General features: G+C 66.2%; 10 protein-coding genes and 2 pseudogenes. 2 read left to right on the top strand and 10 right to left on the bottom strand.

The annotated features are described in order from the left end of the window. Positions 1-40: 40 nt before the first annotated feature. Together J7E82_RS20670 and J7E82_RS09440 are read left to right on the top strand one after the other, a co-directional pair. On the top strand, positions 41-3,670 hold the full coding sequence (locus tag J7E82_RS20670; protein ID WP_251041710.1) for an Ig-like domain-containing protein: 3,630 nt from the start codon (positions 41-43) through the stop codon (positions 3,668-3,670). 209 nt (positions 3,671-3,879) lie between these two features. Beyond that, positions 3,880-4,176 (top strand): annotated as a pseudogene (locus J7E82_RS09440) (DDE-type integrase/transposase/recombinase); the annotation flags it as partial. A 542-nt stretch (positions 4,177-4,718) separates the two neighbouring features. Here the strand turns inward: J7E82_RS09440 and J7E82_RS09435 are convergent. From J7E82_RS09435 to J7E82_RS09390, 10 genes and pseudogenes are all read right to left on the bottom strand, one after another. After that, positions 4,719-5,771 (bottom strand): hypothetical protein, encoded by a 1,053-nt coding sequence (locus J7E82_RS09435; RefSeq protein ID WP_214862351.1) that lies wholly within the window; start codon positions 5,769-5,771, stop codon positions 4,719-4,721. Further along, entirely contained in the window at positions 5,768-5,974 is a 207-nt protein-coding gene (locus J7E82_RS09430) for a hypothetical protein (protein WP_214862350.1), read from the bottom strand. Before J7E82_RS09430 ends, J7E82_RS09435 begins: the two co-directional genes overlap by 4 nt. After that, the gene (locus J7E82_RS09425) at positions 5,971-6,255 is read right to left on the bottom strand and encodes a hypothetical protein (protein ID WP_308113728.1); all 285 of its coding nucleotides are present in this window, start codon (positions 6,253-6,255) and stop codon (positions 5,971-5,973) included. Before J7E82_RS09425 ends, J7E82_RS09430 begins: the two co-directional genes overlap by 4 nt. Before the next feature lie 59 nt (positions 6,256-6,314). Next, entirely contained in the window at positions 6,315-8,126 is a 1,812-nt protein-coding gene (locus J7E82_RS09420; RefSeq protein ID WP_214862348.1) for a glycosyltransferase, read from the bottom strand. Then, positions 8,123-9,406: a polysaccharide biosynthesis protein gene (locus J7E82_RS09415; RefSeq protein WP_308113727.1), complete on the bottom strand. Its 1,284-nt coding sequence runs from the start codon at positions 9,404-9,406 to the stop codon at positions 8,123-8,125. The genes J7E82_RS09420 and J7E82_RS09415 overlap by 4 nt, the downstream gene beginning before the upstream one ends. After that, positions 9,403-10,215, bottom strand: coding sequence for a glycosyltransferase (locus J7E82_RS09410; RefSeq protein ID WP_214862347.1), 813 nt, complete (start codon positions 10,213-10,215; stop codon positions 9,403-9,405). Before J7E82_RS09410 ends, J7E82_RS09415 begins: the two co-directional genes overlap by 4 nt. Before the next feature lie 13 nt (positions 10,216-10,228). Then, positions 10,229-11,320, bottom strand: coding sequence for a hypothetical protein (locus tag J7E82_RS09405; protein WP_214862346.1), 1,092 nt, complete (start codon positions 11,318-11,320; stop codon positions 10,229-10,231). Between the two features lie 455 nt (positions 11,321-11,775). Beyond that, positions 11,776-13,071 carry an FAD-dependent oxidoreductase gene (locus J7E82_RS09400; protein ID WP_214862345.1) on the bottom strand — a complete coding sequence of 432 codons (1,296 nt, stop codon included), beginning with the start codon at positions 13,069-13,071 and terminating at the stop codon, positions 11,776-11,778. Positions 13,072-13,250: 179 nt separating this feature from the next. Further along, entirely contained in the window at positions 13,251-13,841 is a 591-nt protein-coding gene (locus tag J7E82_RS09395) for an amidase family protein (protein ID WP_251041688.1), read from the bottom strand. Positions 13,842-13,954: 113 nt separating this feature from the next. Continuing rightward, positions 13,955-14,266, bottom strand: a pseudogene (locus tag J7E82_RS09390) (LysR family transcriptional regulator); the annotation flags it as partial. Between the last annotated feature and the right edge of the window lie 147 nt (positions 14,267-14,413).

Below are 14,413 nucleotides of genomic sequence, written 5' to 3'. Positions count from 1 at the left end.
GGCACTGCTGGCAGCGCTGCTGCTTGCGCTGGGTGTTCTGATGGTGCCGGGTGCGGCGTCGGCTGCTGTGGGTGATGTTGGGGTAGAGGGTCCGTCTCACTCGGGGACGGGGACGCCGACGGGTACGAAGCGGGCGACGAGTGCGTTGTGGTTCAACGACGGGGTCTGGTGGGGGAACCTGTGGGACACTGCCAGTTCGGATTTTCACATCTTCCGGTTCAATGCCGCGACGAGCTCGTGGGTCGATACGCGTGTGGCGACGGATACTCGGGCGAACACTCATCATGACGTGTTGTGGGACGGGACGACGTTGTATGTGGCGAGCTATCGGTTCGTCAACGACGGTGCGCCCGCTGAGCCGAACTACCCGACGACGATGCGGCGTTTCAGCTACGACTCGGGTACGAAGACGTACAAGCTGCTGACTTCTGAAAACATCAACAACCACCGCGTTGAGGTTCTGACCATCGATAAGGACTCGACTGGTCGGGTGTGGGCCACGTGGCAGCAAGGGAACCGGATTTACCTTAACGTCACTGACACGGAGGGCAAGAAATGGGGGACGCCGTTCCCGCATCCTGCGTCGTTGAGCAACGTGTCTGTGGACGACACGTCGGCTGTGATCGCGTTCGACGGGAACAAGATGGGTGTGATGTGGAGCCGGCAAATCGGTGACTCCACCGACGGCATGTACTGGAGCTACCATGTCGATGGAGCGCCGAACACCGCCTGGACCGCTCCTGTGGCGGCGGTGTCGGGGCAGCGCAGCGGTGATGACCATATGAACTTGAAGTGGCTGGACTCCTCGGAGGGTCAAGTTTTCGCCGCTATTAAGACGTCGTTCACGTCCGCGTCCCAGCCGCTGATCCAGCTGTTGGCATTGAATGGTACGACGTGGTCGGCGCACACGATCGCGACTGTGGCGGAGTGCCCCAACCGGGTGATCGTCTTGATTGACGAGAGTACGACTCCAAAGAAGCTGCGTACCTTCGCAACCTATCCCAAGCCGAGTGGCACGACGAACGCTGGTGTCTGCACCAGTTCGGGGGGTGCGATCTACGAGAAATCCACGGGGCTGGACAAGATCAGCTTCACCACCACGAAGACGGCTCGTATTGTTGACGCCGACCAGTATGTCCACAACGTGACGTCGACGAAGCAGAACCTCAACACTGCGGCGCGGGGCACGGCCAACAGCGGCCTGCTGGTGCTCGCCGATGTGAACGCCACAAGCCGGTACTGGCACTTTTACGACCCCAGCAGCGGTGGTGGTGGCGGCGGCGGCGGTGATACGACGGCTCCGGTGGTGACGGGTACGTCTCCCGTTGCTGGTGCGACGGGTGTGGCGGTGACCGCGAATGTGACGGGGTCATTCTCGGAGGCGATGGATCCGTCGACTGTCACGTCGGCCACATTCACGTTGCAGACGGTGACGACGCCGGTGAGGACGGTGGCGGCCGCTGTGACGTACAACCCCACGGACAAGGTTGCGACGTTGAACCCGGATGCGGACCTGGCAGCGGGTACGACGTACACGGCGACCATCAGGGGCGGCTCCGGTGGGGTGAAGGATGTTGCCGGTAACGCGTTGGCGTCGGACAAGACCTGGACCTTCACCACGGCCTCCGCCGCCCCCAGCGATACGACGGCTCCGACGGTGACGGGTACGTCTCCGGTTGCTGGTGCGACGGGTGTGGCGCTGGCAACGAATGTGACGGGATCGTTCTCGGAGGCGATGGATGCGTCGACGGTCACGTCGAACACATTCACGTTGACGAAGGAGGGGACGACGACGCCGGTGACAGCCGTTGTGACGTACGACGGCACGGTTGCGACGTTGAACCCGGGTACGGACCTGGCGGCCAATACGAAGTACACCGCGACGATCAAGGGCGGCTCCAGTGGAGTGAAGGATGCTGCCGGGAACGCGTTGGCGGCGGACACGACGTGGACCTTCACCACAGCGCCCCCGGGCGGCACGCCCGAGACCGTCACGCTCACGGCCACCGCTGACAGCTATGTGTCGAACGCGAGCGGGGCGGCGGGGACGAACTTTGGCACGAGTATCTTGTTGGGTGTGGACTTCAGCCCGGTGGAGGTCACGTACTTGAAGTTCGACCTGTCGGCGTATGCGGGTAGGACGCTGGAGAGTGCGACGTTGCAGCTGCGCAGCGCCGGGAGTGGGTCAACCGGTAAGCAGAACGTCAAGCCCCTTCTGAACGCTAATGACGACAGCTGGACCGAGGGCGGGATCACGTACAGCATCCGTCCGGCGCTCGGCACCAGCATCGGCACGCTCGGCCCGACAACGACCAACACCAACTACAACGTTCAGCTGACAGTCAGCGGCCTGACCGGTGAGCTCGGCCAACAGCTCTCACTGGGCATGGACTCCATCAGCAGCGACGGCCTGGACCTCAACTCCAAGGAGGCCGGCAGCACCGTCGCACCCAAGCTGGTGCTCACGGTGAGCGGCGGCGGTAGCGTCGGTGATACGACGGCTCCGACGGTGACGGAGACATCTCCGGCTGCTGATGCGCGTGATGTGGCGGTGACCGCGAATGTAACGGGAACCTTCTCGGAAGCGATGAATCCGTCGACGGTCACGCCGACCACGTTCACGTTGACGAAGGAGGGGACGACGACGCCGGTGACAGCCGATGTGACGTACAACGGCACGGTGGCGACGTTGAACCCGGATACGGACCTGGCAGCGGGTACGAAGTACACCGCGACCATCAAGGGCGGCTCCAGTGGGGTGAAGGATGCCGCCGGGAACGCCTTGGCGGCGGACAAGACCTGGACCTTCACCACGGCCTCCGCGGGCGCCGGTGATACGACGGCTCCGACGGTGACGGAGACATCTCCGGCTGCTGATGCGCGTGATGTGGCGGTGACCGCGAATGTAACGGGAACCTTCTCGGAAGCGATGGATCTGTCGACGGTCACGCCGACCACGTTCACGTTGACGAAGGAGGGGACGACGACGCCGGTGACAGCCGATGTGACGTACAACGGCACGGTGGCGACGTTGAACCCGGATACGGATCTGGCGGCGGGTACGAAGTACACCGCGACCATCAAGGGCGGCTCCAGTGGGGTGAAGGATGCTGCCGGGAACGCCTTGGCGGCGGACAAGACCTGGACCTTCACCACGGCCTCCGCGGGCGGCGGTACGCCGGAGACCGTCACGCTCACGGCCACCGCTGACAGCTACGTGTTAAGCGGGACATCGGCGGCGACGAATTTCGGCACGAGTACCGTGTTGGGTGTGGACAACAGCCCGGTGACGGTCACGTACTTGAAGTTCGATCTGTCGGCGTATGCGGGCAGGACGCTGGAAAGCGCGACGTTGCAGCTGCACAGCGCCGGGAGTGGGTCAACGGGTACGCAGAACGTCAAGCCCCTTCTGAACGCTAATGACGACAGCTGGACCGAGACTGGGATCACGTACGACAACCGTCCGGCGCTCGGCACCAGCATCGCCACGCTCGGCCCGACAGCGAAAAACACCAGCTACAGCGTTCAGCTGACGGTCAGCGGCCTGACCGGCGAGCCCGGCCAACACCTCACCCTTGGCATGGACTCCAGCAGCAGCGACGGCCTGGACCTCAACTCCAAGGAAGCCGGCAGCACGCTCGCACCCACGCTGGTGCTCACCCTGCGCTAGGTCAGGCAGGAAGAGGACTGGGCTGGCCGGGACTGCATCCATAAGGATGCAGTCCCGGCACTGCCTTGTCCGCCTGCAGTCGGTAAGCCCAGACCCGCTGGTTCGATGTGCTGGCGAAGTGGGCGAGTCAGCGAAGGAAGTCGTCCGGCCCGGTGAGGCTGAGCAGAACGTCGGCGATGGAGACAGCTTTGTGAGATCTTGGCCGAAACAAGTTCGTCGGGGACATCACGTACATCCATACCTGGCAAGGATTCGTTTACTTGGCCACTGTGATCGACTGCTACTCAAAGAAGGCCGTGGGCTGGGCCATCGACGGGCACATGCGCGCTCAGCTCGTAGAGAAGGCACTGCGAGATGCCGCCGAAACCACGAGGCCCAGGCCAGGCGCGACGTTATCCGCTACATTGAGGGCTTCTACAACAGCCGGCGCCAGCATTCGGCGCTCGGTTACCGGTACCCCCAACAAGGTCCATTACAGTTACAAGCAGCCAGCCATGGGAGCGTAGAAAACCAACAAATCCGCTGTCCGAAATTTCCTAGGCAGCCCAGTCTCGCGTCTTTCCGGCTCTTGCGAGTTGATGCGCAGAGTAGGAATGCCGTCGCGTCTTAAGTCGAGCCACATTAGTCCAGGTTCGCCTAAGACCAACCGGACAACCTGGGTCAGCCTGATTGCCTCCCCATCGCGGGGTAATGCTGACACTGGCAGATGCGCATTGCTCGGCGGGCCCTTGGTCAAGGGCGAGCCTCACGATCCCTCGCGGTGTCTCGAGGTGCAGTGAAATAATGAATCCCGGATGAGGTATGAATGGCGAAGTTCACGCCACGCTGTTCATAACCTGCATGGGAACTACACCTGGACCTGTGCTGGGTGACGCCAGGGGAGGCTGCCTCGCTCGCCGCCAGCGGCGAGATGCCCGGCTCACACGGAAAGTGCTCGTGCGCCAGGCTCTGGCGCACGTCTGGTTCCCCGCGTGATCGGCGGCCCGCCGCCCAATCCTTGCACGCGCCCGTGCAGCCCGCCCGGCCGGTGCACTGACACCGGTACGGCTCAGCCACCGTCCGGACGCCAGTACCGCAGCCCGCCGCTCGTGGCGCCGTCACGGGCGACGTTGACGACGGCGTACGGGAACGCCCGACGGTCCGACTGGTCAGGTCCGCGACCGCGGACGTCCGAACACCACGTGCCAGTGTTGACATACCGGGTGGGGCACGCTTCGAGCGTCGACTCGAGGGCCCGGTGGGTGTGGCCCGAGACGTACCAGGCCACCCCGGAACCGTGCGCCTCGAGGGTACGTGCGAACCGGCCCGCTGCAGCAGGAGCCTCCTCGCCGGTGACTCTGCGCCCGGCGGCCGCGAGCACCATGCGAGTCGCGGCGACCGGGAGCGCCGACACCGTCCGGAACCGGGACAGACGCGCCAGGTCCCGAACGGCCACGCCGTCGAGCGCGAGCCGCTTTGACTCGGCCTGCAACAGCTCGTCGTACGCGAGCTTCCGGACGCGGCGTTCCGCCCGCTCGGACGCCAGGCAGGCCCGGGCAACGGCCCCAGCACGGCTCAGGCGCGACCTCGACGGATGGGCATTCCATGCGGCGAGCGGTGGTAGGTCCAGCTCGTCGCTGCCGTTGACCGCCGCGCGGAGTACCTCGGGCATCCGATGCAGCGCGTGGTGCTGGTGCCCGTGCTCGGCCACGAGCACCTGGGGAACGTGCAGGAACCACGGGTACACCCGGACCCGCGTCGGCTCGACGGGTGACAGCAGCGCCGACAGGCGGGCGGCAACCGAGTGCCGGGCCAGCTCCACGTCATGGTTGCCGCACAAGAAGTGCAGTTGCACGCCGCGCGCCGCACAGGCCTCCAGGGCCCGGAACGTGTCGAGGTGGCGGGCGAGGATGGACTCGAGCCGGGCCAGGCTCTCGTCCTCGCCGAACCCGACCAGCTCGAACGTGTCACCGACGAAGGCGACGTGCTGCTGCGGACCGGAGGCTGCGAGCACCTCGCGGCGCAGGAACTCGGGCAGCACTCTGCCGGGGCACCGGGGGTCGTCGTCCGACACGCCCAGGTGGAGATCGCTGAGGAGCCACCACCGTGCCGCGCGGCTCACGTAAGCAGTCCCAGCACGCGTGGAAGGAAGAGGAGCAGGTACATCGTCCACATGACGGCGACAACCCAGCGGTTCGCCGTTCGGTCGAGGAGCCTCTTGCGTGTGGGCTGCCCGGTGTCTGGTCCCGCGCGTCGGACCTCGAGCGCGACGAGGGTGACGAGCAGGGCGGCAGTCGCGAGCAGTCCCGCCAGGTCGATCATCATGATGCCTCCTGCCGTGTGTCCTGCCGTGCGCGTGCTATGCACGCAAGGACTGTGATGACGCCCATCGTGACGACGCACGCCTGCCAAGACCACACAGCGAGGTAGAACATCGCCGCGGACACCGCCGTGAGCGCGGCGAGGCCGAGCGCCAAGACGAGCAGTGCGCCGAGCGCGAGGTCGTCCACCGGCGTGAGTCGGGCCAGCGCCTGGCCCGGGAGCAGGACGAGGACAGCTATCGCGGCGATCGCCTGCAGCGGTGTCGGCAGCCCGACGAGCGTCACCAGCGACAGCGCGACGGCCGCGAGACCGAGCGCCACGGTGGGTCGGCTGACGCGCGCGCTCATGGCGTCACCCGGTAAGCGCGTGCATCTTCGTTGCTGAATGCGAGCTCCACGCCGTCCTGCGCGCCCAGCCACTCCTCCAGCTCGGCTAAGCCGCCAGCGCTGCTGGTGCCCTGGACCACGAGACTCGCCTCCGACGAGCGCGTGAGCAGCACGACGGCACCGGGAGGGTTTTGCCGGGCGTAGTCGTAGACGAGTGGGCCGCACGTCGCCGTCGACAAGTCGGACCGACACAGGTCGTCGATCGTCCGGTACCGGTGTTCGAGGTAGGCCTCACTGCGCCACGGCGTCGGATGTGCAGCCGAAATGATCGTAGAGCCAGGGGGCGCGAGACGCTGCGCGGCGGCGACGGCGGCGATCTCACCGTCGGTGAAGACGTCGAACCGGGCGTTCCCGAACCGGCCAGTCACGGTCATCACGGCCAGCAGGATGCAGGTGAGCGCAACGCCCCCTGCGGCAAGGGGAGAGGGGCGTGTGCTGCCCCCCGCGGCAAGGGCAGAGGGGCGTGTGCTGCCGTCCGTGGGAAGCAGGACCGAGCACGCCTGCAATGCGATGAAGGGCAGCGCGAACAGCGAGACGCGGATGAGCATCTCCCCGCCGTACACCTGCGCGGGGAAGAGCAGCAGTGGGGTGACGGCGAGGAGGACTACCCGGATGTCGAGACGCCCTCTGCGCCAGTCGCGCACGGCCCCGACCGCGGCGAGTGCCCACAGCAGGAGGGTGAGAACCACCCGGACCTGCACCACGAGCACGTGCCCGGCGGTCCCGCTCACGCGGTCGACTACGTTCGCCTCGGTCGCAGCCTGCAGTCCTGCGTCCGCCAGGGGTGGGTGCCCGAGGAGGTATGTACTCGCGGGGTACGCGAGCCAGAGCGACAGCACGACTACGGTGATCAGGGGCAGCCGGCTGGGCCAGACACGTCCGCTCAGGGTGAGAGCGGTGATGGTGATGAGCACCGTGAACGGCGTCAGCTGATGGCTCGCGCAGATGACCGCGATGAGCAAGAGGGTCACCACGAGGGCACTCACCCGGTGCCCCGGCCGGGACTCGGCGGGTAACCGCCCTCGCCACCTCGCCGCCAGGTCCGCGCGTCTGAAGCCGCGGATCTCGGGGGGGCGCGCGGCCAACGGGCCTAGGAGCAACGCCACCACGACGAGGTAAAGGAAGAAGCCGAAGGCCTGGGGAGAGAGGTAGTCCTGGTCATGCCAGTTGCCGAGGCAGAAGAGCCAGAGCGCGAGCCAGCGCCGTCGCGGATCGCTAGTCAGGTAGCGCATCAGCACGCCCAGGGCAGCGAGCCACAGACCCATGTTGAGCACCGGTGCCCACAGGGCAACGGCCACCGGGTCGAGACCGGTCGCCCGGAGCACCGTCGCCAGGAGGGCGAAGAAACCCGGCCAGTTGAAGTATCCGTCGATGTCCGGGTCGATCCCCTGAATGCCCGAGAGGGCGTCGGCGACGCCGAGATGACGGAACGCGACCTCACCCCGGGGTACGTCCGTCGCGAAGGCTGCGGTCCCGAAGAGCACGAGCACGAGCACCACGACCAGCCACATCATGACCGGGCGGCGGGCCGGGCCCGCGGCATCCCCCCGCAGCGCAACGACGAAGGCGACGTTCAGAAGCAGGACCCCCACCCAGAACGGGTAGGGCAGCACGGCGACGAGCCCCAGGTCACTGTCCACGGGCACGGCCACCGTGGAGGCGGCCCCCGCGGCAAGCGCCAGCGACACGACTCCCGCCAGTGCGCACCACACGTCACGAGGCTTCCAGCGTCCCTGGGTGCGGGTGGTCGCTTCGAGCGTGCCGGTCATGGCGTGTCCCGCGAGACGCGCCGGAGGACGGCGACCAGCCGGAGGCCGACCGCCGCGGCCCCGATGGAGAGCACCACCAGCCACGCAAGGGCCATGTCGCTGGCGCCCCTGCCGGCGGCCAACAGCGCTGAGGCGCAGAGGGCGACTCCGAGCGTCACGCCGACCACGATCGCCTCCGCGTAGTGACCGCGGGCCCGGCACACGGCGTTGTAGGCCTGCAGCACCGCGTACGGCACCAGTCCGGCCGCCAACCACCGCAGAGCGCCGGCGGACGAGTCGGCGTACCGCTCGCCCAGCAGACTGAGCAGCGGGTGAGCGAGGAGGACGAGGACGGCGGCAGCCAGACCTCCTACAGCGAGCGACCAACGGAGACTCGCCCATGTGGTTGACACCAGGCGGTCCGCGTCGCGGACACCCTCGGAGAACTGAACGATCCCCATCAGCACCGGAGCGTTGTAGGCGGCCCAGGCCATCATCCATGCGGGATACCAGTAGGCAGCGGCCTCCGGCGCCACCATGTGCGCGAGCAGGAGCGGCAGCACCAGCCCGGGGGCGCGCTCGGTGAGGGTGAGGAGCTGGTGCGGAATACCCAGCGCCAGCAGTGGACGGCCGCGCGCCAAGCGCAAGGACGGTCGCGGCCGGTAGCCAACCAGTCTTCGCAGCTGGACCACACCAACGACGAACGCCACGGTCGCTCCGAGGGTCCAGCAGGCCATCAGTACCTCGGCGGGGGCGCCGTGCGCCTGCCAGGCCACAAACGCTGCAGCCCCGAGTGAGACCCCGCCGCCCAACGTGTACCTCAAGGTCGCGCTGGCACCGTGTCCCAACGCCACGAGCGCCTGGTCCAGCACGATGACCAGGGTGCCGGTGACGGCAGCCACGGGGAACGTGAGCCAGAAGAGAACCGATGCCGAGGCCGTGTCCGGCGCCACAGCCGAATGCAGCACGAGGTAGCCGAGGGCCAGCACGGTGCCGGCTACCCCCACGATGGCGAACGCCGCGTCCAGCACCCGCGCGGGCGGCTCCCCTCGCCCCACCGCTACGATCACGGCCGACCCGGCGCCCAGCACCGCGAGCTGCGTGCAGATCATCACCGCCGAGACCGCGGCCGTGGTGAGTCCGACCTCACGGTCGGACGTCGCGTGCGCGGCCACGACCCAGAAGGCGAAACCCGCGCCCGTCTGGGCGGCCTTGCCCGCGACGAGGCCGAGCGAGCTGCGCAGGGCGGAGTGCCGGACGGTCGAGGGGTCCATGACAGCAGTCTCCCGATTAGTCCTCACGACGCAACACCCTTCGCCAGGCCCACGTAGTTGTACCAGCAGAAGGCGACGTAGTAGCGCAGCCAGCGAGGCTGGCCCGCGGCGAGGCTCAAGGCGCTGCCCCGGACTGCCGCGGCGGCGGGCAGCAGAGCCAACCTCGCACCGCGCCAGCCGTGTTTGCGGATCATCCGTCCCAGTCCCGTTCCATCCATGAGGAACTGGTCGAGCGCGAAGTCGAAGTCGTCTGCGGCGAAACGATGTTCGACGACGACCCGGCGTGACACCGCCGTTCGCAGCCCTGACTCCCGCATCCGCCAACGCAGCTCGATGTCCTCCCCCGATTTGAACGCGTCGTCGAAACCCACGCCCAGCATCAGGTCTCGGTCGACGAGCGTCGCCACGAGCCCGAACCAGTTGCGGCTGCGGCCGGTGCGATGGTGATGTGCCAGCGCCTGCCCCCAGTAGCCGGGTCCACCGACACTCTCCAGACCGGCCTGGAGGGCGTCGTAACCGCCCTCGACCAGCTCCGTGAGCAGGTCGGCGACCCCCGTGGGCCCAAACACGACGTCGGAGTCGACGAGCAGGACCCAACGGGTGCTGCTGCTCTTCACACCGAGCGTCCGGGCCCATGGCAGGCCGCGGCCCTCGTCACTCAGGACCCGGGCGCCGGCCGCGAGGGCGAGGCCGACGGTGCGGTCGGTGGAGCATCCGTCCACCACGATGATCTCGGCGACACCGGACTGGCGCAGGGCCTCGAGACAGCGCGGGAGCATGTGCTCTGCGTTGCGGGCCGGAACGACCGCGGTGACCTCGGCAGGGCTATGACCCACTGTGTCCCACCCCTCAGGCCTGCTCGTCGAGGACCGACGGCAGCAGCTCCTCGAGAAACCGGACGATGTCGTCCGACGCCTCGTCCGCCGTGTATGCGGAGGGCACCTGCAGCAGGTGGCAGGGCCGTCCGTCGAGCGCCTTGCTCAGCACGAGCCCCTTCGCCGCGAAGTGCTCGCGCCAAGGGACGACGGACGTGGCCGCCAGGCCGGTCACGACCCGCTGCGAGAAGCCCGCCATCTCGATGTGGAAGTTGCCGAGCATTCGGTCGACCATCCACTCGCTTGTCCGCTCGACGATCCGAGACCGGGCGCCCTCGAAGCGCTCGACGTAGATGGCGGCCGCGAGCGGGGCCGAGGTCGTCACTTCCCGCCCCGGGAATGCGGCCCCAGCGTCGACCATGCGATGCTCCGGCGACCATCGCCGGGAGAAGTCTGCGAGGCGCGGATAACGGATCACGTACGGGTGCACCACCGTGGTGAGACGGCCGACGCTCTTCGAGAGCTGTGGCGGGACGAGGGGCTTCCGGGCACCTTCGAACAGGTGCGGGTAGATGGCCCGGTGGTGCGGCTTGATGAACATCGGCTTCGCGTAGCCGAGCAGCGTGGCGTCCTCGGCGAGGAAGGCCCAGTCATCGCCCATGAATGACCATCCCTCGCGCCGCATCAGCTTGGCGGCTGTGCTCGTCTTACCGGTCCCTCCGGCGGCGGGCAGCGCGATCGCGTGACCCCTGTACGCCATCGTTGCCGCGTGGATCATGCCGGCTCCTCGACCGACCATGGCGGCATCGAGAACCGGGACCACGGAGGTCAACAGCTCGCCTGGCCCGTGAATGCGCCACTGCTCTCCGTCCCTCACGACCTGGACCCGCTCGGCTTGGAAACGCACGCTGTTCTCCGTATACGCGAGCTCGTGCTCGAGGAGACCCGCATCCGGCATCGGCTCCGGCCGATCATCGACGACGATGTCAGCCGGCCGTTCGGTGTTGCTGGCGAAGCATGCCAACATGGTCTGGAGCTGGGTCGCTGCCGGCGCCTTTGCGTCGACGCGGATGGTAACGCGGCCGTGGATGTCGAAGTGCAGTGCCTCGGTCTGCCGGGTGCGCATGGTTGTCCCCTATCTGGGTGGTGTTGGTCGGATGATGTTGCTGGTGTGGACGGTGATCACGACCTCGTCCACGTATAAAGGCATACGCCGAAGGACCCAAGGGACGTTTTTGGCCTCGTTCAAAGTTGTGGGTTGGGTGGAAATAGACAAATGCCTCACCTCTTCATGGCGTGAGTAGAGAAACTTTGGCCAATAGGACGTCCTGCTGCAGGAGAGCCGCACCAGCGCTCATCGGAGGGATCCGAAACCCCCGACCGAGAACGTGTAAGAGAGACTCTGCCCGTAAATTGAGCGTAAGATAGGCCGGCTAGATAAACACCAGTAGTGAGTACTCGCTTTTATATGGGTCCTAATAGTGATTACTCGCTTTTATATCGCGTGCTATGTGGGGAATTTCGTGCTCTGAGAGCGTCGCTCTTACCGACGTTCCAACCGGACTTCCATCGGGTGCCGTGTCAGTCCTTTGGCGGCGTGAGGGACCGGCTGCCTGCCGGTTGGCGGCGTGCGAAATCCGGGGCATGCTCGGGCCGTGGCCCGAAGGCAATCATGAGGGCTGGAAGTTTGCGAAGCCAGGGGAAGTTCCGGGCAACAAAGATCACAGCTTTCGGCACCTGCTGCCCCTTACCTGCAACGGCAGGGCCGAAGACCACGCTATGGAGGCCGCGTTGAAGGGTCTGAAGCACCACGGTGGGCAGCCAGCGGCGCTTTCGGACAGCCGCAAGGTCGGACTCGTTGACGGTTCGTCGCAGCAGCGGCTGCGCCAGCCGCTGCGCTGCGGCCACTGCGTCCTGGATAGCCAGGTTGATTCCCACGCCTCCCGCCGGTGACATCGCATGGGCGGCATCCCCAATGAGCAGCAGTCCTGGTTTGTGCCATGGGTTGATCCGGTTCAGCCGGACGTCCAGAAGATGGAGATCGTCCAGGGACGTGATCTCGTCAACCCTGCCCGCCAGGTCCGGGCGAAGCCTCGAGACCCGTGAGCGGAAACTCTCCACGCCTTCTGCGCGAAGCTGTGGGTCCAGGCCTTTCTTCGCGATGTAGGCGATCTGGTAGTAATCCTTGCGGGTCAGGCTTAGGAGTATCTCGGACCCGGCGAACCGCGGGACCAGGGCTGCCACCTCCGCACGATCGTTCGCGCTGCGGGAGAGCCGGAACCACCAGGCGTCAAAAGGTACGGGGAATTCCCGGGGTATGAACCCGGCCTTTTCCCGCAGCACTGACCCGCGCCCGTCGCAGGCGACGGTGAGGTCAGCCCGCAGTTCCCCGGTTCCCGTTGTTGCACCAGTCGAGGCATTCCTGGTGCGATAGGACACCCCGGCGACCTTGCCGCCGTCGTACAGCAGGTCAACGGCCTCAGTGTTCATCCGGAGGCTGAAGACGGGCTCCTGCCGGGCAGCATCCACCAGGAAGTTCAACAGGTCCCATTGGGGGACCATGGCCACATAGTTGTAGGGCGGCTTGAGCAGGGAGAAATCGGAGAGCATCACTGTTTCCTCGCCATCGCCGGTGGGGAGCCGGAAGCTGCCCAGCTTGCTCTGCGGCAAGGCGCGGAAGGCGTCGCCCAGGCCCAGCTCATCGAGGAGCCGAATCGTGGAGGCGTGGACGGTGTCGCCGCGAAAATCGCGCAGGAAGTCTGCGTGCTTCTCAAGAACCGTGACCTCGACGCCGGCCCGCGCCAGCAGGAGCCCGAGCATGATTCCGGCGGGTCCGCCACCGACTATCAAACAGGTCGTGCGTTCATCGTGGTTCATGGTCCCCAAGCATTCCCCGACACCGTGGGGATGTACAGAGGATGGGCCACAGCGGCCGCTGAAGGCCAGGACCTGGCCGGCGGCGGCCAGGAACGCCTTCAGCGGCGGACCGGACTAGACGGCGGCCAGCAAATGTGGGCGCCGACCCTCCCAGGGCAGGAGGGCCTCGACGGCGGCACCTACGGTGAAGACGGTGGCATCATCGAACGGGTGGCCGACGATCTGCACGCCTGTCGGAATCCCGCAGTCTGCCATACCGCTGGGAACGGCCAGGACCGGGCATCGATTATTGATGCCGCCAGCTCTGCCTGGATCCGGGTTTCTGCACGCACTCCGTCCAGAAAGCGGTGGGATTCGGCGGCCTTGCGGGCATCCGCCATGAATCGGCGTGTATAAGGCGCGAGCAGCTCTTCTGATCCGACTGTTTCGTCTTCCATGGCTGGACCCAGCAGGTAGCCAAAATGGGTGAACATAGTCCGGCTGATTTCCTCGCTGGTCCAATGGAGTTCGATCTCTTCAACCAGCGCCCCTGCCTCCCGCAGTGCGGCTGCCACACTCCTCGTGTTGGCTTCGACGTCGGGGGCCACCAGATAATTCCCCAAGCGGATTGACAGTGCAATCCGCTTGCCCGCCAGCGGACCGAAAAGGTCAGGGGCGGCTGCCTCTTCCCGCCAAAGCCCCGGCCTGTCTGCAAGGGAGGTGTGGTCCCCAGGATGCCGGCCCACCATAACCCCGGCCAGCAGCGCCGCATCCGCAACTGTCCGGGCCATCCGCCCGTCGCCGCGATAATGATCCGCCGAAAGGGGAGCCAAGCCAGGGATGCGGGGCCCTCAAGTAGCGCAGTCTGCAGTTTCGCCAGGTCGGCTTCGAGGAAGGAGACCTCCACGCCGGGGTGTTGGGACTCGAAGGTCTGCAGAATTGCTGGCAGCCTGAACGGTGCGAGCGGAGCAAAGACGCCCACCTTTAATTCGCCCACCAGGCTCGCGGCCATTCCACGCGCTGATTCATAAAGGGAGTCAGCATGTTCAAGGAAGACCTTGATGTCCTGGGCAAATTGGCGGCCGCTCGGCGTCAGCCGAAGTCCCCTTGTTAGAAGCCGGACAAACAACTGTGTGGACAAACTCGCTTCGAGCTGGGCCATGGCCGTGGAGAGGGCGGACTGCGTGACCAGTAGCCTTTCGGCTGCTGCCGTCATGTTCTCCAGTTCGGCCACTACGGCGAAATACCGCAACTGGGTGAGGGTGAATGGCTTGGCCATTGGTTAGAAATCATAATCCGCGGCGTGGCCGCTTAGAGGCTACGGAGTTTATACAGCAGGAGGGCAACATGAGTGTGTCTCGTA

The organism is Arthrobacter sp. ISL-30 (assembly GCF_018613855.1).
GTDB lineage: Bacteria > Actinomycetota > Actinomycetes > Actinomycetales > Micrococcaceae > Arthrobacter.
The sequence above is the reverse complement of the archived record's forward strand: the minus strand, read 5'-3'. Positions and strand labels throughout refer to the sequence as shown.